Annotated in this window: 18 protein-coding genes; 10 read left to right on the forward strand and 8 right to left on the reverse strand. The window is 49.9% G+C overall.

Annotation, left to right across the window (positions count from 1 at the left end; translation table 11 throughout):
* A complete protein-coding gene (locus OIR97_RS02835; RefSeq protein ID WP_169544198.1) occupies nt 1-993 on the forward strand; it encodes a TauD/TfdA family dioxygenase in 993 nt (330 codons plus the stop codon).
* Nucleotides 994-1,092: 99 nt separating this feature from the next.
* On the opposite strand, the gene OIR97_RS02840 is transcribed toward OIR97_RS02835, so the two are convergent.
* The 3 genes from OIR97_RS02840 to OIR97_RS02850 all read right to left on the reverse strand — a co-directional run bounded on the left by OIR97_RS02840 (nt 1,093) and on the right by OIR97_RS02850 (nt 5,764).
* A complete protein-coding gene (locus OIR97_RS02840) occupies nt 1,093-2,640 on the reverse strand; it encodes an acyl-CoA carboxylase subunit beta (protein ID WP_267177782.1) in 1,548 nt (515 codons plus the stop codon).
* A 61-nt stretch (nt 2,641-2,701) separates the two neighbouring features.
* Nucleotides 2,702-5,155 (reverse strand): GcvT family protein, encoded by a 2,454-nt coding sequence (locus tag OIR97_RS02845; RefSeq protein WP_169544199.1) that lies wholly within the window; start codon nt 5,153-5,155, stop codon nt 2,702-2,704.
* 9 nt (nt 5,156-5,164) lie between these two features.
* The gene (locus OIR97_RS02850) at nt 5,165-5,764 is read right to left on the reverse strand and encodes a helix-turn-helix domain-containing protein (RefSeq protein WP_169544200.1); all 600 of its coding nucleotides are present in this window, start codon (nt 5,762-5,764) and stop codon (nt 5,165-5,167) included.
* A gap of 420 nt (nt 5,765-6,184) precedes the next feature.
* Here OIR97_RS02850 and OIR97_RS02855 point away from each other — a divergent pair, with 420 nt between their 5' ends.
* The 6 genes from OIR97_RS02855 to OIR97_RS02880 all read left to right on the forward strand — a co-directional run bounded on the left by OIR97_RS02855 (nt 6,185) and on the right by OIR97_RS02880 (nt 12,025).
* Nucleotides 6,185-7,471, forward strand: a complete 1,287-nt coding sequence (locus OIR97_RS02855) for a mechanosensitive ion channel family protein (RefSeq protein ID WP_169544201.1) — start codon at nt 6,185-6,187, stop codon at nt 7,469-7,471.
* Nucleotides 7,472-7,613: 142 nt separating this feature from the next.
* Nucleotides 7,614-8,075 carry a Fur family transcriptional regulator gene (locus OIR97_RS02860; RefSeq protein ID WP_219821644.1) on the forward strand — a complete coding sequence of 154 codons (462 nt, stop codon included), beginning with the start codon at nt 7,614-7,616 and terminating at the stop codon, nt 8,073-8,075.
* A 4-nt stretch (nt 8,076-8,079) separates the two neighbouring features.
* On the forward strand, nt 8,080-8,937 hold the full coding sequence (locus OIR97_RS02865; protein WP_169544202.1) for a metal ABC transporter ATP-binding protein: 858 nt from the start codon (nt 8,080-8,082) through the stop codon (nt 8,935-8,937).
* Nucleotides 8,930-9,739, forward strand: coding sequence for an iron chelate uptake ABC transporter family permease subunit (locus OIR97_RS02870; protein ID WP_169544203.1), 810 nt, complete (start codon nt 8,930-8,932; stop codon nt 9,737-9,739). Before OIR97_RS02865 ends, OIR97_RS02870 begins: the two co-directional genes overlap by 8 nt.
* A 67-nt stretch (nt 9,740-9,806) precedes the next feature.
* Nucleotides 9,807-10,205, forward strand: coding sequence for a nuclear transport factor 2 family protein (locus OIR97_RS02875; protein ID WP_169544204.1), 399 nt, complete (start codon nt 9,807-9,809; stop codon nt 10,203-10,205).
* A gap of 44 nt (nt 10,206-10,249) precedes the next feature.
* Entirely contained in the window at nt 10,250-12,025 is a 1,776-nt protein-coding gene (locus OIR97_RS02880) for an SLC13 family permease (protein WP_169544205.1), read from the forward strand.
* A 4-nt stretch (nt 12,026-12,029) separates the two neighbouring features.
* On the opposite strand, the gene OIR97_RS02885 is transcribed toward OIR97_RS02880, so the two are convergent.
* A complete protein-coding gene (locus OIR97_RS02885; RefSeq protein ID WP_169544206.1) occupies nt 12,030-12,488 on the reverse strand; it encodes an Lrp/AsnC ligand binding domain-containing protein in 459 nt (152 codons plus the stop codon).
* Nucleotides 12,489-12,662: 174 nt separating this feature from the next.
* Between OIR97_RS02885 and putA the strand changes: the two genes are divergently transcribed.
* On the forward strand, nt 12,663-16,367 hold the full coding sequence (putA, locus tag OIR97_RS02890) for a bifunctional proline dehydrogenase/L-glutamate gamma-semialdehyde dehydrogenase PutA (protein ID WP_219821645.1): 3,705 nt from the start codon (nt 12,663-12,665) through the stop codon (nt 16,365-16,367).
* Between the two features lie 162 nt (nt 16,368-16,529).
* On the forward strand, nt 16,530-18,596 hold the full coding sequence (locus OIR97_RS02895) for an ATP-binding protein (protein WP_169544207.1): 2,067 nt from the start codon (nt 16,530-16,532) through the stop codon (nt 18,594-18,596).
* 1 nt (nt 18,597) lies between these two features.
* Here OIR97_RS02895 and OIR97_RS02900 read toward each other — a convergent pair whose 3' ends face one another.
* Nucleotides 18,598-19,785, reverse strand: coding sequence for a glycerophosphodiester phosphodiesterase family protein (locus OIR97_RS02900; protein ID WP_343052803.1), 1,188 nt, complete (start codon nt 19,783-19,785; stop codon nt 18,598-18,600).
* Between the two features lie 59 nt (nt 19,786-19,844).
* A complete protein-coding gene (locus tag OIR97_RS02905; RefSeq protein ID WP_169544208.1) occupies nt 19,845-20,363 on the reverse strand; it encodes a CYTH domain-containing protein in 519 nt (172 codons plus the stop codon).
* Nucleotides 20,364-20,534: 171 nt separating this feature from the next.
* Between OIR97_RS02905 and OIR97_RS02910 the strand changes: the two genes are divergently transcribed.
* Nucleotides 20,535-21,401, forward strand: coding sequence for a DMT family transporter (locus OIR97_RS02910; protein ID WP_169544209.1), 867 nt, complete (start codon nt 20,535-20,537; stop codon nt 21,399-21,401).
* Between the two features lie 103 nt (nt 21,402-21,504).
* Here OIR97_RS02910 and OIR97_RS02915 read toward each other — a convergent pair whose 3' ends face one another.
* A complete protein-coding gene (locus OIR97_RS02915) occupies nt 21,505-21,972 on the reverse strand; it encodes a MarR family winged helix-turn-helix transcriptional regulator (RefSeq protein WP_169544210.1) in 468 nt (155 codons plus the stop codon).
* A complete protein-coding gene (locus OIR97_RS02920) occupies nt 21,969-23,126 on the reverse strand; it encodes an Acg family FMN-binding oxidoreductase (protein ID WP_169544211.1) in 1,158 nt (385 codons plus the stop codon). The genes OIR97_RS02915 and OIR97_RS02920 overlap by 4 nt, the downstream gene beginning before the upstream one ends.
* Nucleotides 23,127-23,165: the final 39 nt, after the last annotated feature.

The raw sequence follows: 23,165 nt of genomic DNA on the forward strand, positions 1-23,165 counted from the left end.
ATGGCTGGATATATGTCTTTCCGGGATCAGTCGCGGCACTATTTTGATCGACCTCATGAAGGCCCTGCAACAGAACCGGTGAAGGGAGAGGCGGCTTGGACAGGGGACACGCTTCGCTCGTCAGAAAGCTGGATTGAAACCTTTTCGCAGGAAGAGATTTCAGAAATTAATGCTGCACTGGATTTTTCGGCACAACAGGGAAAGGCAACCAACGCACTTGGTCCGTCTGACTTTCCACTGCCGCTCTTGTCGGAAAAAATACAGAAGTGGCAGAAGGTGCTGCGTTGCGGACGCGGATTTCAGGTTCTGCGAGGGTTGCCGGTTGATGACTGGGGAGCGGAAAAGGCAGAGCGTTTTTTCTGGTGCTTCGGTCTTCATCTTGGGCGACCGGGGGCGCAGAATGCAGCGGGTGACTTGCTGGGGCATGTCATCGATACAGGGGCCGCTGAGAATGACCCGCTTTCCAGATTATACAAGACGGCATCCAAGATAAAATATCATTGTGACGGGGCCGATATCGTCGGCCTTTTATGCCTGAATAAGGCGAAGTCAGGGGGGCAAAGCCGGATTGTGAGTTCTGTCACTGTGTTTAACCGGCTTCTGGAAAGTCGGCCGGATCTGGCAGCATTGCTCTTTGAAAGCCGCCCGTTGGATATTCGAAATGAAAGTAAATCGGGCGCCCGGTCGCATATCCGAGTAACTCCCTGTGCTTATGCAAAGGGCCGGTTATCCACTTTTTACCATGCGGATTATTTCAGATCTGTTGTTCGTCACGCGGATGTGCCTGCTTTTTCTGAAATTGACCAACAGCTTCTTGATTATTATGAACGGATTGCCGCTGATCCAGCCCTGTATCTGGATATGGATCTTGAGCCCGGCGACATCCAACTTTTATCCAACCATACAAACCTGCATGCCAGAACGGATTATATTGATCAGGACGATCCTGCCGAAAGACGGCACCTTCTCAGGCTTTGGTTGTCTTTAGAATAATAATAGCCAGAAAGGCGCGTTGTATCTGGAACCTTTCTGGCGGATCCTGTTTTAATCAGAACGTCCAGAACCGTGTTTTGGGGCACTGATACAGGCGTGTTATGGCCTGACGCCAAAGCTGGGGCGCCCGGTTTTTCGAAGCGGTGCTGCGAGATCCGCAAATTCACACAGTAATTTTCGCGTATCGCGAGGATCAATGATTTCTTCCACCATAAAGCGCTCTGCCGTTCTGAAGGGTGATTTATACTGGTTCAGGCGGGCTTCGATCTCCGCGAGCGTGGCTTCGGGATCATCAGAGGCTTCTATTTCCGACTTGTAAGCGGCTTCCAGCCCCCCTGCGACGGGTAAGGATCCCCAGTCACCGGACGGCCAGGCATATCTGATATTGAAGCGTGATGCGTTCATATGGGCAGCCCCAGCAACCCCGTAGGCTTTGCGCAAAATAATACTGCACCACGGAGTTTTCGCCTGAAATATAGCAGTCATCGCCCGAACGCCGTGGCGAATGGTGGCTTGTTCTTCAGCTTCGCGCCCAACAAGAAAGCCCGGGACATCAACCAGATGAACCACCGGCAGGTGAAACGTTTCAGCAAGGTCGACAAAACGTAAGACTTTATCTGCGGCATCGGCTGTCCAGGCGCCAGCATAATGGTAAGGATCGCTTGCCATGACGGCGACGGGCCAGCCATCCAACCGGGCAAATCCGGTAATAACGGAGCGGCCCCATTTCTTGCCCATTTCGAAAAAGCTGTCTGCATCGAAAACCGATTTCAGAATTTTCCGCATTTTATAAACCTGTCTTGGGTTTCGCGGAATTGCCTCAATCAACCAGTCATCTTTTCGGTCCGCCGGATCCACACAGGCTGAACGAGCTGGTAGTTGGTGCACAGATGGCGGAAGGTAGGATAAAAACTGACGGGTTCGCTCGAAGGCTTCCTCTTCAGAGGCGACTTCGTCGTCAACAGCCCCGTTTCTAGTATGAATGTCTGAGCCGCCAAGCTCATTCTTGCCGAGATGTTCTCCAACCCGTGCAACAACGGGCGGACCGGCAACAAACATCTGTGAGGTGCCTTTGACCATCATGGAATAATGTGAAGCGGCAACCCGCGCGGCGCCCAGTCCGGCGGTTGAACCAAGCGCCAGCCCAACAACAGGCACTGTCGACAGGTTGTCGACAACCACTTCCCAGCCCCGAACAGCCGGAATATAAGTACGCCCTTCTGTTTCGATCGTTTTTACGGATCCGCCGCCGCCCGTACCGTCAACCAGCCGGACCAGGGGCAGTTCCAATTCATTAGCCATTTGTTCGACGTGGGTGAGCTTCTCGCGAATGCCGGCATCATTGGCGCCTCCGCGGACCGTGAAATCGTCGCCGGCAACAATCACCGTTCGGCCATCCAGTTTGCCTCGTCCCGTAATGAGGTTGGCGGGTTGCATCTGGGTAATATTCCCCTCCTCATCATAGTCTACTTTGCCCGTTACCGAGCCGACTTCATGAAAGCTGTCTGGATCAAGCAGTTTCTGGATGCGATCTCTAACCGGCAGTTTTCCGTTCTTTATGTGGCGGGCCAGTTTTTCTTCGCCGCCCATTTTTCTGGCAAGTTCTTGACGGCGGCGAAGTTCGCTAATTTCTGGTTTCCAGGACATTTGAGTCTCCCCTTATTATTTTTTTAGAATACTAGGCGAGAGCCAATCAAATAGCGAGGGCTTAAGATTTAGGCCGTTCAGATTTTGGATCATACAAGGGGCCAAGGCTTGCCGAGGCGGGATATTTAACGCCGGCAATTTCGATTTCGTACATACTGGCGAGCAACGCTGATTTATCAAAATGCCCGTCGTATTTTACATATCCCAAACCGACTGCGCTGCCGACGGTATGCCCATAGGCTGCGGAAGAAATATTCCCGGCCCGTTTGCCATCACGCCAGATCGGTTCGTCGTGCAACAGCGTGGCGTCTTTATCTTGCAATGTGAAAATAAGGAGACGTTTACCATACCCTTCCTGTTTTTGTTTGAGCAACGCGTCTTTTCCGATGAAACCTTCTGGTTTGTCCCAGTCAATTGTGAAGGCAAGGCCCGCTTCAAGGGGGGTGTCTTCGTCCGTAATATCGTGGCCCCAATGGCGATAGCCTTTTTCAATGCGAAGCGAGTCCATCGCGTGATACCCCGTATGTTTGAGGCCATGCTTTTGCCCGGCAGCGACAATAGTATCGTAAACATTTTGTGCAAATTCAGTTGGAATATAAAGTTCCCAGCCCAATTCTCCAACATAGGTGATCCGCGTAGCCTGTACCTTTGCGTAAGCAAGATCAATTTCCTGACTGGTACCAAATGGAAAGGCCTTGTTGCTTAAATCGCTGCTGGTGAGAGATGAAAGCAGGGCGCGGGAATTGGGGCCCATAATCCCTAAAACCGCATAGGCCGACGTCACATCTGTTGCTGTTACGCGATCCTTTTCTGTGATCTGTTTGTTGATCCAGTGAAGATCCCGCACTTGCGATCCCGAGGCGGTGACTACCATAAAACAGGATTGCGAGAGGCGGGTGATGGTAAGGTCCGCTTCGATCCCTCCGCGGGCATTGAGCCATTGAGTATAGACAACCTTACCATTTTCTACAGCGAGGTTGGCAGTGGAAAGCCGGTTCAGGAAAGCTTCCGCATCAGCACCCTGCACTAGATATTTGGCAAATGAGCTTTGGTCAAACAGGCCAACTGTTTCCCGCACAGCGGTATGTTCGGCGGCGGCATTGTCAAACCAGTTCTGGCGGCCGAAACTATACTTATATTCCGCTTTCATTCCGTCGGTTGCGTACCAGTTGGGGCGCTCCCATCCTGCTTGTTCACCAAAGCACGCGCCGGCTTGTTCCAATCGATCGTGGAGTGTTGATTTGCGAACGTTTCGGGCGGTTTCAGGCTGACGAAAAGGCCAGTGCATTTGATATAAGAGACCCAGACTTTCTTTGGTTCTGTCATACAGATATTGCCGATTGGACTGAAACGGCATGGTCCGGCGAATATCCACATCCCAAAGATCCATGGTCGGTTCGCCTTGGTCGATCCAGTCAGCAAGGACCTTTCCCGCTCCGCCAGCTGATTGAATGCCGATGGAATTAAAGCCGGTGGCTATGAATAGATTTTCCATATTGGGCGCTTCACCGAGCAAATATCGATCATCAGGCGTGAAGCTTTCCGGACCATTGAAGAATGTGCGAATACCTGTCTTCTCCAGAATAGGCATCCGCCGCATGGCGTTCATCAGAAACGGTTCGAAATGGTCCAGGTTGGGGGGAAGTTCATCAAAGCAGAAATCTTCTGAAATTCCGTTGTGCCCCCACGGTTTTGCAACCGGCTCAAACGCACCGATCAAGAGTTTTCCGGCATCTTCTTTGATGTAGATACTATGATCGGGGTCGCGCAGGACGGGCAGATCATTGGGCAGGCCATCGATCCCTTCCGTTACAACGTAGAAATGCTCAGCGGCATGTAAGGGGACGGAGACGCCAATAGCGGCGGCGATGTCCCGGGACCACATTCCGCCGCATAAAACCACCTTTTTTGCGGATATGGGGCCGTGATCAGTCTCAACGCCGGTTATCTTTCCGTCACGATGCTGGATATTTTCAACTTTGACCCCTTCATGGATATGGGCCCCGTTGTCGCGGGCAACAGAGGCCATGGCGCGGGTGGTATCGATGGGGTTGGTTTGGCCATCGCTTGGCAGAAAAATGGCGCCAAGCAAATCATCTGTTGTAATCAAAGGCCAACGATTTTTGATTTCTTCCGGGGTAAAAATCTCGCATTCCAGTCCCAGGTTGCGGGCCATGGAAGCGCCGCGGCGTAACTCTTCCCATCGGCCTTCTGTCATTGCACAGCCTAAAGAGCCGTTCTGTTTAAAGCCGGTGGAATAGTCAGTGGTGGTTTCCAGATCACGATAGAGATCACTGGTATATTGAGCCATGCGCGTAAGGTTACTGGTCGCCCGTAATTGCCCAACCAGTCCAGCCGCATGCCACGTGGTTCCGCATGTCAGTTCTTTGCGTTCCAGCAGATGGACATCTTTATACCCAAGTAACGCAAGGTGATACGCGACAGAGCAGCCGATGACACCGCCCCCGATGATGATGATATCTGCGCTTTGAGGAAGTGAGACTGTTCGTGACATGGCGTTTTCCTAATAGTTCGGTGGTGTGATGACCCACGCAATGACAAGATTTTCATCGCCGGGATTGACGCAGGCATGTTCTCCTTTGTCAGGCAGGGAAAAACTGTCCCCTTCCCTCAAAGAAAACGTTTTTCCGTTAATCGTGATATCGAGAAGACCCTGTAGAATAAGGCCAGCCTCTTCTCCTTTGCGCTGCCTCGGCCGATCTCCGGTTCCGGCGCCGGGTTGATAGGTGGTCAGAAGAAATTCCAGCGACCCGCTGAGATTGGGAGAGAGCAATTCTTCGGTCAATCCAGTGCTGGAAAGATCAAGTGTTTTTCGGTTTTCCTTGCGAACTATGAAATCCCGTTCTTCTTTTGGGGCATTTGCCTGCCCGCTAAAGAACCAGCTGGCCTGAACGCCCAACGCGGCAGAAATATCCTGCAGGACCGGGATGGTCACCGAGCTTTTCCCCCGCTCTATCTGGCTGATATACCCGACTGACTTGCCGATCGTTTCTGATAATTCTGTCAGTGTCAGTCTTTTGGCCCGGCGTAAATCCCGGATCTGGTGACCAATGGCAAGTTCATCCATCGAGGGATGAACTTTATTTTCCTGCATGTCACTCATAATTTGGGTCCAAAATTATTCATACGTGAAATTATTAAGCATTTTTTCACAACAGAAAAATTTTGCAACATATTTTTATTATAGAGAAAAGAAGTTTGATTTTTTCAATGAAATTGAACCAGGGCGCAGGTAAGGCCAGAGATGGCGACGTTGTCTGTCGTTTGAAGAAGTTTTTTTGGGGGGAAGTTTGGTGTGCGAGCTGAGACCGGGTGTGTACGGCACCCGGCCTATTCAAAACGCTACTGATTACGCAACTGGTACTCAACTCTTTACGCTACGAGATACGCTACTCTTTAAGCTACTGGCGTGGATAATAGGGGCCGGATCTTAAAAAGCAGTTAGGGAACACGGTTAAAAACCGTTTACTTTTGATTTTTTTTGAAATTTCTGGTTATCCTGTATTTTGCAAGGAGGGCGTGAATGACAGAAGAAAAACTGGCTGAGATTTTTAATCAGTTTTGGGGATATGTTGTTCAATCCCTTTCAGAGCCTCAAATCCTTGTACAGATCGGCGCAATCATCATTGGATATGGCCTCGCTCATATCGTTACCCCGAAAATCCAGCATTCCCTTGACGAACTACAGAAGAAGATATCAGGAGCGTTTTTTCTCAAGATTGCGGACGCTGTTTTTTCAGTAACCCGTCCTGCCATCTGGCTGATCATCCAGTTTCTTGTCTTGGCGGGGATACAGGGGACAGGGCATCCTTCTTCCATTCTAAGTGTCACCTGTTCGCTCTTGAGTGCGTGGGTTGTCATTCATATTTTTACCCGCCTGATGCAGAACACTACCTGGGCTCGTCTGGTTGCTTTGTGTGTCTGGGTGATTGCGGCGCTGAATATTGTCGGCCTGCTGACGCCGACACTCGAATTCCTTGATAGTCTTGCTTTCAGTTTCGGGGATACGCAGATTTCAATGCTGAAAATCGCCAAGGGCGTTGTGGCAAGCATTATTGTTTTCTGGATCTTTCTGGGTGTCTCCCGTTTTACCGAAGCCCGCATCTACAAATCCAAAGCCCTGACACCTTCGGTTCAGGTGTTGCTGGCAAAACTTATTCGGGTCGGCCTTATCGCCGCGGCGATTTTGATCGTTTTATCCAACTCGGGCATTAACATAACAGCCTTCGCGGTTTTCAGTGGTGCGCTGGGTGTTGGTATCGGCTTTGGCCTACAAAAGGTTGTGTCCAATCTGATCAGCGGCGTTATTTTGCTTTTGGATAAAAGTATAAAGCCCGGCGATGTGATTGAGGTTGGTCAAACATACGGCAGGGTTCATTCTATGGGCGCCCGATATGCGTCTGTTATTACCCGCGATTCAATGGAGTTTTTAATCCCGAACGAGGATCTGATTACACAGCAGGTTGTGAATTGGTCTTACAGTTCAAAGAATGTTCGTTTAAGGACGCCGATCGGTGTGGGGTATGGGTGCAATATTCCCGATGTTATCAAGTTGGCGGAAGAGGCAGCAGCCAGCCAAAAACGAGTATTGAAAACACCCGCGCCACGGTGCCTGATGCGCGGGTTCGGGGATAGTTCCATTAATCTGGAGCTGCGTTTTTGGATTGCCGACCCAGAGGCGGGCTGCGCCAATATTACGAGCGATGTTCTGATCGCCGTTTGGCAAATTTTCCGGGATAATGATGTGGATATTCCTTTCCCGCAACGGGACGTGCGTGTCCAGATGGTCGAAAAACCCGAAACATCCTGACTCTTCGTTTTCAAATCAGGATCCACCCACAGTTCATCCTTGTTCTGACGGCAGTTTTCTTTTGGAAAAAGGCATTTTGATACGCTTTACCTCCGCCGTATTATGTTATAATGTAACGCTCTTATTCCTGATGAGGTGGGTTATGCACGAATGCCACGAACATGCACTCTGTGTTGAAGATGCTGTTCAAGCGGCGAACCGTATCTGTGATGAACGCGGTTTGCGCTTCACAGACTTACGGCGACGGGTTCTTGAACTGGTCTGGGAAAATCATGGATCAGCCAAAGCATATGATCTGTTGGAAAAACTGGGTTCCGACTATAGTGCAAAGCCCCCAACCGTTTATCGCGCACTTGATTTTCTACAAGAAAATGGATTGGTTCATAAAATTAACAGCCTGAATGCCTATGTTGGCTGTAGCCATCCGTTGAAGCATCAGGATTGCTTTTTCCTAATCTGTTCTGTCTGTAATGAGGTGCAGGAATGTTGTACGGGCCAAATCGTGGATGTCGTTCGTGATATGGCTAAAAAAAGCCATTTCTCGCCCCATCACACCACATTGGAAATAGAAGGTGAATGCGAAAAGTGCGAGGCACGAAGCTAGTTAAATGGATAGTTTGATCTCTGCGAAACATGTCTGTGTTTCCCGCGACTCTCAGGACATCCTGAAAGACATTTCCCTTGATATTGCAGAACAGGATTTTGTGACGATTATCGGGCCGAACGGGGCCGGAAAATCGATGCTGCTTAAATGCCTGATGGGTTTCTATCCCCCAGACAGTGGCCATGTCACCATGCGAAAGGGTCTGGTAATGGGCTATGTGCCGCAGCGTCTGGTGGCTGACCCGACTATTCCGATAACGGCGCGTAGATTTCTGACGTTACGCCGAAAAACCGACAAGGCTGGATTAAAGCATGTTATTGAGGAAACGGAAGTCGGCGACTTTCTTGATAAACCGCTGGCCGTTTTGTCGGGAGGACAATTGCAACGTATCCTTCTGGCCCGTGCCCTATTGAATAGTCCTGACCTGCTTGTGCTGGACGAGCCTGCCCAAAACCTTGATATCACTGGACAGCTTTCTTTCTACAAATTGCTGGATCGTGTTTATCGAGAACGGAAAATGAGCGTTTTAATGGTTTCTCATGACCTGCATCTGGTTATGTCGTCGACCCGCAATGTCATCTGTCTGGCACAGGAAATCTGTTGTCACGGAGAACCTCGTGATGTGACAAAAGACCCCGAATTCATTTCATTGTTTGGAACGGATATGGCGGAGTTGATGGCAAGCTATCAACATCACCATTTTCATGATGACGATCCCCATCATCATCTTCACGCTCACAATTTTACGCACCCCCACACTCATCTTCATACCGGGGCCGACATTTGTGAGGAGGACCATCTTCAGGAACTAAGCGGCGCTGACGAAAAAACTGCCGGATCAGGGACGCATAAACATGGTTGACCCTTTTATTCTTCGAGCGTTGGCCGCTGGTGCGGGTATTGCCCTGATCGCGGGCCCTTTGGGTTGTTTTGTCGTGTGGCGACGGATGGCTTATTTTGGGGATTCTCTGGCCCATAGTGCCTTATTGGGCATCGCACTGGGGTTGCTGACCGGAATCAGCAGTAATCTGGGCACTGTTCTGGTTTGCAGCGGTTTTGCTCTCATTCTGTTATGGCTTCAGCATACCCGTATTCTGGCCACCGATACATTGCTGGGTATATTGGCGCATGCGGCTTTATCTATTGGTATGGTCGCCCTTAGTTTTGCCGGGAATCAACGATTTGACCTGCAATCTTATCTGTTTGGCGACATCCTGACGGTTCGCACTGAAGAGTTATACTGGATATTCGGGGGCGGCGCGCTGGTCCTTGTATTGTTGCTGAAAAACTGGCTGGCCCTTACCCTGATGACCATTCATGAAGATCTGGCAAAGGCAGAAGGGGTCAAGACATTCTGGGTCAACCTGATGTTGATGTTGCTGATGACCATAGTTGTTGCAGTTTCCATTCGCATTGTTGGAATTTTATTGATTACTTCTTTACTCGCTATTCCGGCGGCAACAGCCCGTCAATGGGTGCAGAGCCCGGAAGCAATGGCCATTCTTGCCGCATTTTTTGGTCTATGTGCCGTTGTCGGAGGGATCTTTGGCTCTGCGTATCTGGATACGCCTACAGGGCCTTCCATCGTAACAGCGGCAACTATCATGTTTGCTTTTTTGTTTCCACTCTCTCAGCTATTGCAAAAGTATCGGGGCATCCGTTAGGGGGCGTTTACATCTTCTGCCTGCACGACTACCATGCGTAAATCGCCTGAAAATAAAAGAGAATGTAATGATACAAAAAACGATTGAGAACTGGCACGAACTGTTAAAAACAAAAGACGTGGCGGGGCTGGATGCAATTTTGCACGATGATGTTGTTTTTCATTCTCCTGTCGTTCACACCCCACAAAAAGGGAAGCAGATTACGACCTTGTATCTTGCCGCCGCGTTTAACGTTTTGAACGGCGATGATTTCAAATATTTACGAGAGGTGATCGGTGGGCAAGAGGCGGTTCTGGAATTTCAAACTGTCATTGATGGGATCACGTTAAACGGTGTCGATATGATATCCTGTGATGAAAATGGGTTGATTACAGACTTTAAAGTAATGGTAAGGCCCTTAAAAGCAGTCAATCTGATCCACCAGAAAATGGGCGAAATGCTGGCGGCCCTGGGTAAGGCTTCCTAAGTCAGGCTTAGCAACTCAAGCAATCCGCATAAGGAAAGACAGGAATGTCAGTCGACCAGATCATTCTATTTACGTTATTTGCCACTGTTTTTATCTTCCTTCTCTGGGGACGCTGGCGGTATGACCTTGTTGCGTTTATCGCCTTGATTATTGGGCTGGTTCTGGGGGTGGTTCCGACCAGTGAAGCCTTTTCCGGATTTGGTCATCCGGCGACAATTATTGTAGCGCTGGTTCTGGTTGTCTCTCGTGGTCTCGTCAAATCCGGGGCGATCGACATGATCACCAGGAAACTGACGGCAATGGAACTCGGATTGTCGCGGCATATTATCGCGATGAGTGGATTGGGCGCTGTATTCTCCGCCTTCATGAATAATGTCGCTGCGTTAGCGATATTAATGCCTGTTGATCTTCAGGCTGCGAAAAAAGCGGAACGGTCGCCCCGAATTACGCTGATGCCGCTGGCTTTTGCGACTATTTTGGGCGGGATGATCACGCTTATCGGTACGCCGCCCAATATCATAATTGCGGCTTACCGGGAACAGGCGCTGGGCGAAGCTTTTGGAATGTTTGATTTCGCGCCTGTCGGTTTATCCTGTGCGGTTGTTGGAATAGCGTTTGTCGCTTTTTTCGGCTGGCGCTTAATCCCGGTAAGCGAAAAAGACAAAAACCCCACAGGTGATCTTCTTGATCTGGAAGGATATGTGGCTGAACTGATTGTCGTAGAAGGCACGGATGTGATCGGCAATATGGTGCGGGATCTGGATGCGGTTGCTGAAGAAAATGACGTGTCGATTGTTGGCCTGGTCCGAAATAACCGGCGCCTTGCAGGATACGCGCGCAACGTGGAAATCAAGGCGAAAGACATTCTGGTTGTCGAGGCAGGACCCCAATCCATTGATCAGTTCAGAGGCGCGCTGAAACTTGAATTCGATGGCGAAAAACGTCATGAGAAAGTTGCCTCAGGCGGTATGACGCTGACAGAAGTTGTGGTGCCGGAAAATTCCGTCATCGTCGGGCGCTCAGCGTTGTCCCTGCGCTTGCTGGCACGGCACGGCGTTACCTTGCTGGGGGTCTCTCGGCAGGGGAAGCGGTTTCGCGAACGGGTACGCCGTCTTGACATTGAAGCCGGTGATATTCTGTTGCTGCTTGGCCCATCGGAACGGGTAAATGACGGTATCAATTGGCTCGGTGTTTTACCCTTGGCAGAGCGTGGCCTGTCCGTCACCCAATATAAGAAAGCATGGCTGGCAACGGGCATATTTGCGGCGGCCATTGGTGTTGCCAGTTTTGGAGGTCTGTATCTTGCCGTTGCGCTGGCCATTGTTGTGGCAGCTTATATCCTGCTCGAAATCGTGCCTATTCACGAAGTCTATCAGCAGATTGAATGGCCCGTGATCGTGCTTTTGGGATCAATGATCCCGTTGGGGGCTGCACTGGAAGCATCGGGCGGCACGGGCCTGCTGGCACAATCCATTGTTAGTTTGACCGATGGGTTGCCGACTATCGCCGTTCTGGCCGCGCTGATGATTGTTATCATGACCTTGTCAGACGTTTTGAATAACACAGCAACTGCTGTTGTCGGGGCGCCGATTGCGGTGGATGTTGCGAACCGCCTGGGGGTTAGTCCCGATCCGTTTCTGATGGCCGTGGCTGTTGCCGCGTCCTGCGCCTTTTTAACCCCAATCGGACACAAGAACAATACGTTGATCATGGGGCCGGGTGGCTACAAATTCGGTGATTACTGGCGTATGGGGTTGCCGCTGGAAGTTCTTATCGTTGGCATCGCCACACCATCCATTTTGTTTTTCTGGCCGTTATAATCCATTAGTCCGGTATGTTGAACGTCACTGTGTCGACAACGGATTCCAGAACGATATAGGTGCTTGTCTGCTGTACTTTGGGGAGCTGGGCAATCGTCGTTCCCAGAAAATGGCGATAGTCTGTTACGTCTTTTGTTCTGATTTTGAGCAGATAATCAAAATTCGCGGCGACCATGTGGCAGGCTTGTATTTGCGGGACCTTTTGAACAGCAAGATTAAACTCCTGCAAAGCCGCGGTTGTGGTATCGTTGAGGGTAACCTGTACGAAAGCAATGTGACCGGCATCCAACTGGGCAGGATTTAGGTGTGCCCCGTATCCTTGTATGGCCCCCGTTGCTTCCAGTCTCTTTAATCGTTCAATACACGGTGTCTTGGTCAATCCAACCCGCGCTGCCAGTTCAGTCATTGTGATTCGAGCATTTTTTTGCATTTCTGCCAGTATTTTCTTATCGATTTTATCCATTTGACTGCTTTTATTAAGAATTTCAGGAAATTAGGAGAGCATAAGTAACATAAGTAGTTCAATTGTTCAAAAAATGTAAGAATTTTGGTCTCGATGACTAGTTGATTTGCCCTAAACTCTCCGCCGAGACCTTGCTGTATTTTGTCTGCTGGCTCTGATTTGAAGGGGTTCCCGATGGAAATGAAATTTGAAAACCATGAAACTGTTTTGCGCAATGTCATTCGGGGCGCGCATCTGGCCGATGAAGAAAAGGCGATACAAACCCTGACTGATTATCTGTCCATGTCAGAAAACACGCGCGAAGCGCTGGTCTCGGATGCAGCAGATCTTGTTCGTCAGCTTCGCCGGGCAAAAAATCCCGGATTAATGGAAACTTTTCTCGGTGAATATGGTCTCAGCACGGAAGAGGGAGTGGCTCTCATGTGCCTGGCCGAAGCACTCCTGAGGGTTCCAGATGACTCGACAATCGATATGCTAATCAGTGACAAGATCGCCCCGGCGGACTGGGGTCAGCATTTGGGTCACTCCACGTCGCCATTGGTGAATGCTTCAACCTGGGCGCTGATGCTGACAGGCAAGGTGATTTCACCCAAGGAAACAGAAAACTGGGACGTTGTCAGCAACATCAAGCATCTGATTAAGCGCGCTGGAGAGCCTGTTATTCGGAAGGCTGTTGCCCAATCGATGAAGATTTTGGGGCACCAGTTTGTTCTGGGCCGTGATATTTCTGAGGCCATGCAGCGAGCAAAAGGGATGGAGGATAAGGGATATCAGTATTCATACGATATGCTGGGGGAGGCCGCCCGGACGGCGAAGGACGCACGGAAGTATTTCTTAAGTTATTCCCGCGCAATCGCCCGGCTTTCGGAGGCCGCGTATCATTCTGATATCCGCGACAACCCCGGTATTTCAATCAAGCTTTCCGCCTTGCACCCAAGATACGAGTTTTTGCAGAAAGAGCGGGTGCTGGAAGAACTGGTGCCCCGGGTTCTCAGCCTTGCCGAGCAGGCTAAAAATGCGCAGATGGGTTTTAATATCGATGCAGAAGAGGCAGATCGGCTGGATTTGTCGCTTGATGTTATTGAGGCTGTCTTTTCTCAGAAGGATTTAAGAGGGTGGGACGGTTTTGGCGTTGTTGTACAGGCTTATAGTCCGCGCGCCTTTTATGTTCTTGATTGGTGTTATAATCTGGCAAAGCGCCTGAACAGGCGGATCATGGTTCGTTTGGTGAAAGGGGCATATTGGGATACAGAAATCAAGCTGGCCCAGGTAGAAGGGTTGCCCGGATATCCCGTCTTTACCAAAAAGGCAGCGACGGATGTGAGCTATATGGCCTGTGCGAAAAAGTTGCTGTCGATGACCGATCATGTTTACCCGCAATTTGCCACCCATAATGCTTATTCAATGACGGCTATAATGGCGCTGGCAGGTGACGAGAGAAACTTTGAATTTCAGCGGTTGCACGGTATGGGTGAAGGACTGCACGACATCGTCAAGAAAGAAAATTCGACACGTTGCCGGATTTACGCCCCGGTTGGTGTGCATGAGGATCTTCTGGCGTATCTGGTGCGCAGGTTACTGGAAAACGGTGCCAATAGTTCATTTGTCAATCAGGTGCTGGATGAAAAGGTGCCCGCGCGGGATGTGGTGCGCGATCCAATTTCGCTTTTGGACGGGGTTACTGAACACTCTACGTTCAAACTCCCGGCACCAAAGAACATCTTCCCGGATGGGCGGATTAATTCAGACGGGATGAACCTTTCGGACCCTGCGGTGCTCGATGAATTTCTGTCGAAGCGTGCTCAGTTCGAAGGGAAGCAATGGACAGCGGGTCCGATCCTCAACGGAACAGAAGAGGTTGGCGAGGCGCAAGCGGTCATCAATCCTGCGGATCTTCAGGATAGTGTTGGGCATGTTTCATCTGCGACGCTTGAACAAGTGGAAAACGCGGTGCAAATCGCGATCGCAGGACAGGTTGCCTGGGCGAGACGCCATGCCACAGAACGCAGTCAGATTCTTCGGCAGATTGCTGATCTTTATGAAGAAAATCGCGTTGAACTGATGACAATTTTAGGCCGGGAGGCTGGAAAGTCTCTGCTGGATGGATTGAGCGAAGTCCGCGAGGCCGTCGACTTTTGCCGATTCTATGCGAATGAAGCGGAGAAAGAAGCGTTGTCCGCTTCGGGCGATGCATTAGGAGTTTTCGTTTGTATATCACCCTGGAATTTTCCGCTTGCCATCTTTACCGGTCAAATAGTTGCGGCGTTGGTAACCGGGAATGCTGTATTGGCAAAACCGGCTGAGCAGACGCCGCTTATCGCGTCTTTTGCGGCCCGGTTGATGCTCAAGGCAGGGGTTCCTGATGACGTGCTCCAGCTGGTGCCAGGTGCCGGGCAGCTTATCGGGAACGCTCTTGTATCGCGGCCCGATATCGCTGGTGTCTGCTTTACGGGGTCAACCGATACCGCGAAGGTAATTTGCCGCGCAATGGCGGATCAGGGGGCAGCCTACGCACCCTTTATTGCTGAAACCGGCGGGATCAACGCGATGGTTGTTGATTCTACAGCCCTTCCCGAGCAGGCCGTGCGCGATATCGTAGCATCTGCCTTTCAAAGCGCTGGCCAACGCTGTTCCGCATTGCGGGTCCTGTATGTTCAGGAAGATGTGGCGGAGAGAACGATTTCAATGCTGAAAGGGGCGATGGATGAATTGATCATTGGAAACCCTTTGAACATCGATATCGATGCGGGTCCGGTTATTGATACGAAAGCGAAACAAAATATTGAAACCTATTGTGCTGCTATGGAAGAAAAAGGGGCGTTGCTGAAAAAGGTCCTTCCCAACGACGCGGTCGCTTCATCAGGACATTATGTTGCGGCTTCGCTGTTCCGGATTAATGGCATCCATGAATTGGAACGGGAAGTTTTTGGCCCCGTGCTGCATGTGGCAACCTATAAAGCAGATCAGGTTGAGCAGGTCATAGATGCCATAAACAATACTGGGTTTGGACTGACAATGGGATTGCATACCCGAGTGGATGGTCGTGTCCAAAGCTTTGCGGAAAAAGCAAAGGTTGGCAATCTGTATGTGAACCGAAATCAGATTGGGGCTGTTGTCGGGGTTCAGCCTTTTGGCGGCGAAGGGTTGTCGGGCACTGGACCAAAGGCGGGCGGTCCTTTATATCTGCATCGTTTTGTTGGCAAAAAAATAAAAATCGGATCGACGCAGGAAACAAGCTTACGGATGGGGAAGGCGCCATCGTCTCCTCTGGCCTTACCGTCGTTGCCCGGCACGGCTCTGGCTAAGTGGCAGCTCCATCCCGACCGCCGGACTGCAATTTTGTCGGTGGCGCAATCATTGGCGAAATCAACCGCGTTTGATAGTTCCGGTTTTGAGAAGAAGGCGAAGGATTTCGATCAGGACATTATGCTTCTGCCGGGACCAACCGGGGAAAGCAACCAGCTTCAGTTTCATGCCCGCGGAACAATTTTTGTTATGGGTGACGACTGGATGCGGGACTGCCTTTTGGCACTGATGGTCGGTAATCGCGTGATAGTGCAGGCCCCGCAAGCGGATTTTGATATCATGCTCAGGGCTTTGAGTTTGTATTCTGTGCCGGATGCCCTGATTACACGGGTTCCTTCCGAACAGGTTGAAAATGTTGTTCGTGAGTTAAAAGGTCTTTCCTCCTGTGCCCTAAGTGGCGGAGCACTGAATGCAAAACAGATGCGGATCTGGTTGTCAGAACGGACAGGTCCGATCGTCTCTCTATTGGACGGTGCCAAGGGGTGGAGGGAATTCGCGGCGGAACGAACCTTGAGCATTGATACGACAGCATCGGGCGGGAATGCCGCCTTGCTGGCCGCGGTTGATGGCTAGAGATTGAAGCAAGCGAAGGAGCGATAGAATTGTTTGGGGTTTGAAGGTGATTGTTCACAGTTTGTAAAGGTTCATAATCTAGGCTTTTTTTAGTAAGGTGAGTGACTGTTGCCAATATAATGTCAAGTTACTCTGTTTTTTCTTAGAGCCCAGGTTGTTCGATTGATCCGAAATCCTAAATTTCTGTCTTTTGCTGTCTTGTTGACGCTTGCCGTCGCGACCTTTGTTGCTGGATATGAAATCGAAAAAGTAAACGAGCAAACCCGCCGCGATATCCAGACAAACGATAGTCAGCGCGCCGCCAATGAAATCAGTATTCGTCTTTCTGCTCAGGTAAGAGAAAGCATTTTCATTCTCAGCGGTCTGAAAGCCCTGATAGAAGGCAATCCCAACTTGAAGCAAAGTGAGTTTGAGCATTATGCTGGGTCGGTTCGCCGCTTGGGGCCTGGTATTAGAAGCATTGCAGCGGCCCCTGATATGGTCGTCACCTATGTACATCCAATAAAAGGGAACGAAGCCTCGATTGGCTTGGATTATCGGAAGGCTCCAGTAGAACAGCGGGCTGCCGCCTTCAGAACCCTTCGCGTTGGACAGCCAATTGTTGCCGGACCTGTTCGTCTGGTTCAAGGAGGGGTCGCCTTTATTGTCAGGTTGCCTGTTTATGTCAAGGACGCCGGAGGGGGGAGCAAAGACTGGGGAATTCTGGCGGCTCCGATTGACGTCAATGTGTTCTTTCAACAATCGGGATTGTTCGAATTTGCGGACGAATTTGAATTGGCTATTCGGGGGCATGATGGCCTTGGGGAGCAAGGCAGAGTTTTCTATGGAGATGCTTCTTTATTTACAGAACGGGCTCAGCCTGTGCGTGAAACGATTGAGCTGGGCAGTGGAAATTGGGTGTTAGCCGTCACCCCAAAGGGGGGCTGGGTAACTCAGGCGCCTGATCAGATGATTATCCGCATAGCGATGGTTTTGACTTTTCTGGTGTTAAGTATCACCTGGCTGACCATTTTTGGTTATTTGAAGGAACGCAATGCAGCACGCGTCAGAAGTCAGCAAATTCTCAAAGAAAAATCGGAATTCCTCGAAATTTTATCGCATGAGATTCGTTCGCCGCTTCAGGGCGTCTTAGGAGCTCAGCGGTATATACTGGATAATGGGTTTAAAGAATCCATGCGTCCTATTGTCGAGACAGCTCATGAATCAGGAAATTATATTCTTAGTCTGATAAATGATTATTTGGATTTGCAACGTGCCGAAAGCGGTAATCTGTCGGTGAATTTAACACCTGTTAATATTCGGCAAGTGATCGACGATGCTTTTCGGATCGTTACAACGGGTAAAAAAGACAGTAGTTTGTCCGTAAAATTCTCGATTGCGCAAGAAGTGCCGGCAAGATTGATGCTCGACCAGCGTAAGGTCAATCAAGTACTCGTCAATATTATTGATAATGCCCTTAAATATACGGCTCGGGGATATGCAAATATTTCTGCAACGTATCATACGATGGATGATACGCCTGTTCTGATAATCCACGTGGAAGACACTGGTGTGGGAATAAACGAGGAAGACCTTGAAACCCTTTTTGACCGATTTACCAGAAGCAGTACTGGTGAAAATAGGTCCGGGTCGGGTTTGGGGCTGGCAATCAGTAAATCCCTCGTCGAAGCTATGGGGGGTACAATAACGGTCCGGAGTGAAGTCGCCAAGGGAACAGATTTCTCAATTTCGCTTCCAGCTTTTGTCCCAACTGAAACAGAGCTCGCCAAATTCGATCCCTTGGACAAGGAAGAGGTAAAGGTCTCTGCGCCGGACAGTAGTGATCAACTTTCCGGTTTGCGAGTATTGATTGCTGATGATGTGGTTGTGAACAGACTGTTGTTGAACGCCATGCTTTCCACGTTGGTAAAAGATGTAATCCTTGCAGAGGATGGTCAGCAAGTCCTCAATATTCTCGAAGAAGAACATGTCGATGTGATTATCATGGATGCCATGATGCCCAATGTCAGCGGGATTGCCGCGACGATGAAAATAAGGCAGCAGGCTCAGTTTGATCAGATCCCAATCATCGGATTAACGGGTGAAGAATCCATGAAAAGTCAGGCAGAACTGCTGCGGGCGGGCATGGATGTAGTCCTGTTAAAGCCAATTGATCTTGCGCCGATTTTATCTGCCATCAAAGAGCAAACGGTGCAGCGGGAAAAAATCGCGTCGCACCCAAACCGGTAATTCAACTCAAGCCCTTACAGCTGGCGTAGAAGCTGCTGGTCGCGGGCCAGTCAGAAAAAATACCTTTCACACCAACCTCTTTCGCTAATACATCCAAAACCTTCAGAATGTCCCCGTCCGTTTTAATGGCATTTTTGACAGTCTGATAATACCAGCCCCCGCCGGTTTGCATGGGGCCGGATCGTTCGAGGCTCCATCCGATCAGGGAAAGGCCCGCTTTTCGGGCTTCGAGTGCATAGGCAGACGGGACGATTTTATTGTCGCTGTCCAAATCCAGAAGCATCCAGATTGGCGGCGCGAGGATCTTGACACCCTGCTCCGCAAGTTCTTGCATCGTGGGGGAAAAGCTATCCGGATTTGACGGGTTGATTTGCCGGTAGCGACCATCCAGATAGGTCGCCTGTTTTCCAAAATCAGGTTCGTTTTTTATCCAGTATAAAACGTCATCAAGATTAAAGGATTGAAGAAAGACCCGTGATGGATCAATGCCTTTTTCTTTGTAGGCATCGACCAGTTTCTGGGCGTATTTTTCCTGACTGAAATCTCCCTGGTAAGGCATGGATACGGCAGGTTTTTTGAGTTCTGGAATGAATTTCGCGCCCAGCTGGTCGATCAGGTCAATGGAATCTGCATGAGAAAGAAGGGTCCCCTTCGTGGCGTAAAGGTCCGTCCGCCAAGGCGATGTGCCTTTTACATATTCCTGTACCGTCTTAGCTTTCGTGTTCACACCGTCCATTTTCCCGTTGAGGGAGTAAAATTCTGACAGGGTGATATCAGATGTACAGCATTTGGCCGTTGCTTTCGAACCATCACCTGCGGGAGAAAATGGCTGTGTGCACTTACCGGCCAGATCGGGTCTCAACAGGATATCCGTCGTTTGATGAAGATCGCACTGTGAATGACGGCAGACCAGTTCTTGGTCTTTTGTAAAGGTGGCATCGCATTCTATGATGCCTGCACCCATCCGGGCAGCCGCTTCATACGATTGTTTCGTATGCTCTGGAAATTGCAGAGGCGCCCCGCGATGCGCGATTGAAAAATCTGTTCGGTAAAATGGTCCGGTTTTACAAGAAGACAAAGCCTCTTTCAAAGGCCCTTCTTCCAGATCTTCCAGCAGATAAAAGGGACGCGGTCCAATTTCTGCTTTTATGGAGGTGTCTGCCGCTTTGGCAAGATCAGAAAAACTCATCAGAAGGGTGCCGGTAAAGGCTATCGCCATCAAAGCTCGCAACGTTGGAGAGTGCTGTGTCATGCGTCTGCCGATCTGTTAATAGAAGGATCATTGTCAAATGCCATACGGATATTGCTGTAAGCAGGCAAAGAAGTCACGTCCTCTCCTGCCCAGTCCGGTTTTAAAAAATTCTCATCCACATGTGAAAGCTCGATTTCTGCGAGAGTCAGAAAGGGGTTGGGGGACTTGAATTCGTCAACTTCCCAGATAAAACCATCGGGGCCTTTAACTGTATGGCGCACTTTGTGGATAATGTGGCCCTTAGCCTGTTCCTGTTGCGACCGCACATCCTCAACCGGAACTTCATATTCGAACTCCTGCCGGTCAATAATGTCAGCAGAACGTGACGGGTATTTTATTGTGAGAAATCCTGTGTTTCCTTTTTGACGCAGCCGCACAGTCGGAACTTGATCAAGCCCCGTGAGATAATACTGGATAATTTCTTCGGATTTCACGATATCGGATTTCCAGCCTTCCGAAGCCACCAGAAATTTGCGTTCAATCTCAACGGTTTTGTCTTTTTTGGGGCGTGTCATTACGGGGCATCGCTTTTGTTGGAATGAAAGGGGATAAGGGCCTCAGTGATTAAGAAGGTTATTATATTTTGACATCGAACCGGCGACAACCTATCTTTCGCGCCGTCGTCGCCATCGGGAGTTTCCCATAAAGCCAAGGCGTTTCTTCATGTTGAAAGAAAGTATTGTGTTATGACGCTCCCCCATATTGGTTTGGCGCTACTCATCAACGTTATCTGGGGATTTGCCTTCGTTGCCGCGAAAGAGGGTATTGCCCATTACTCGCCTCTTCTGTTTACGGCTCTGCGTTTCTTGTTGGTCGCGGTGTTTCTGGCGTTTTATCTGAAACCGGTAAAAGGCAGCATGAAGACTGTGGCCGCCATTGCCGTTCTGGTTGGCATCATTCACTTTTCATTTTTGTATTTTGGCCTTTTTGTCGCGGGCGGGGTGTCGGCTGTTGCCATTACGATTCAGCTTGTTGCGCCTTTTTCACTGATAATGGCCGTAATTTTTCTGAAGGAAACAGTAGGTTGGCGCCGGATCGTCGGTCTGCTGATGGCGTTTGGCGGGGTAATGGTTCTTGGTTTTGATCCGGCCGTTCTGGATCAGATCAATGGTGTTGTTCTTGTCGCCATGGCTGCCTTTTGTATGGCGGGCGGGATAATCCTGATGCGATTGGTTCAAGGGGTCGGAACTATGGCCATGCAGGCGTGGATCGGCCTCATTTCCTTTCCCGTAATGCTCGCATTGTCTTTCATTTTTGAACAAGGTCAATATGAGGCCATTACGACCTTTGAATTGCGATCCTTTGCGGCGCTAATCTTTACCGCGGTGGTTACTACGATTGTCGCCCATGGCGGTTGGTATTATTTGCTGCAGAAATATCCGGTCGCTGTTCTAACCCCCTATGGCCTTCTCGCACCTGTTTTCGGTGTGGGGTTTGGTGTTTTCCTGTATGACGAACCGATTAGCTGGAAATTTATCATGGGCGGCGCGCTGACCCTTGCCGGTGTTTTTGTGATTAATATCAGAACGGCGAAGAAGTCGGTGACGGCATAATCGTCCTGTTTTATCCGTTCTAACGTTCAAAGCGGCGAGGCGTTTTTTATCTGGGCCGCCTGCGGTCTCTTCTGCAATCGGGCGCGGGGTCTAAACCCGTTCGTTAGCGATTATCGTCAAAGTAAATCTTTAATCGGTCGAGATAAGTAAATAGCTGCTTTTTGTCGGTTTCTTCCCAGTCGTCAAAAACACCGCTCATACCGCGGATTAATCTACTTTGGGCGATGGCATGGGATTGTTTTCCCTGCTCTGTCAGGAAGAGGATTTTGGATCTGCCATCCTCCGGGTTCGGTTCTTCTTTTAAAAATCCATTTGAGACCATTTTGGCCAGGGTTTTGGTAATGCCCGGCTGTGGCTGCTGCATCGCCCAGGCGACATTAGACACGGTCTTTCCTTCGTCCGGGCGATGGCTGAAATGATTGAGCAGAATGAACTGGGGCATTGGCACGTCCGTCCCGTCCAAGAGCCGTTTGGCCTGAGTACTGCTCAACTGTTCGATGATCCCGATCCAGTTGATGATTTGGAAATCGAGGGCACTTGCAGAGCCTGTTTTCTTTTTGTTTGTTGTCATGCTCTCATTATATCAGTCAGTTTCCGTCTTGGGGAAGGGGCGGGTTTCTCTTGATACCCAATTCGGAAGAACATTTGTATCCTTTCCTGACCACCAATGTTTAAATGTTGGTTGAAGGCAGTTTGTAAGGCCGTCATTTCCGGGTATTCCTGCAGGATCTGACTGACCGGATGCATAGCGATGCCAAGGCTCGTGGCCATCAAATTCAATCGGACATAAGACCGACCTGCATTAACCTGTGCTTCCCGTGAATTATCCTGTGTGCTGAGCCAGCCGAAGCCATGGGTGCCGTCGGCCCAGCCGAGCGCATAGTCAAGGCCACCCTGATGAGCGATGGTACCGGGCGTCATTGCTTTTTCCTCTGAAAACTGACCAAAGGCCTTCAACCACCAGAAAAGCGGCCCGTTTAAATCAATGCCATCCCGATGTTTCGCGATTTCATCAGCGCCGATACGGGTTCTAACAACACTTTCTTTAAGTGTACGAGGCGTTGTCATCTCGGTAATCATGGCTTTCTTGGCGAAATCGCGTAAGGGGCGAACCGTGTCTTCGGTAATCGCAAAACCCGTCTTTTGTCCGGGTAAAAGATTAAATGCTTTCATTTGACCGTGATGATCTGCCGAAAGCGAGACCTGCCGGTATGGCTGTTTGTTGGAGCGCCGTTTCAGCAATTGTTCAAACAATGGATCCCGCTTGATGGTTGGGTCTTTCTGCAATGTGATCCGGGCAATGGCGCGTGCACCAATTTCCAATGCATCTTCTGCAGGGCTACCATCCGGGTAAAGGATCACCAATGGCCGATATCCTCTTTGACGGGCGGCGATGGTCAAGATTTCAAGAAATGTTCCCTGACCAATTGTGATCTGCCGGGAGTAGGGGTCAGTGTCGGGAAGCAGGCGACTGTCATCAGCAAAAATTGTAATGATGTTGTTCTGCCGCAGATCTGCGATCCAGGATTGCATATTGTGCGGGTTGGGTGCGAGGAGGGCATAGGACAACATCCATTCGCGATCCTCCAGTGTTTCGTTCGGCCCCTGCCAGCTTTCTATGGCTTCAGAAGGCATTTGATCGCACTGACTGAGCCCAACGGCGCTGGCTGCCAGAACAACACCTGTGCCGCCGAGTGTTTTTAGAAAACGTCTTCTATTCATCATATTCTCCTATTTGTATTCCTGGGAATATAGATATATTCC

The sequence above is a fragment of the Sneathiella aquimaris genome, assembly GCF_026409565.1.
Lineage (GTDB): Bacteria > Pseudomonadota > Alphaproteobacteria > Sneathiellales > Sneathiellaceae > Sneathiella > Sneathiella aquimaris.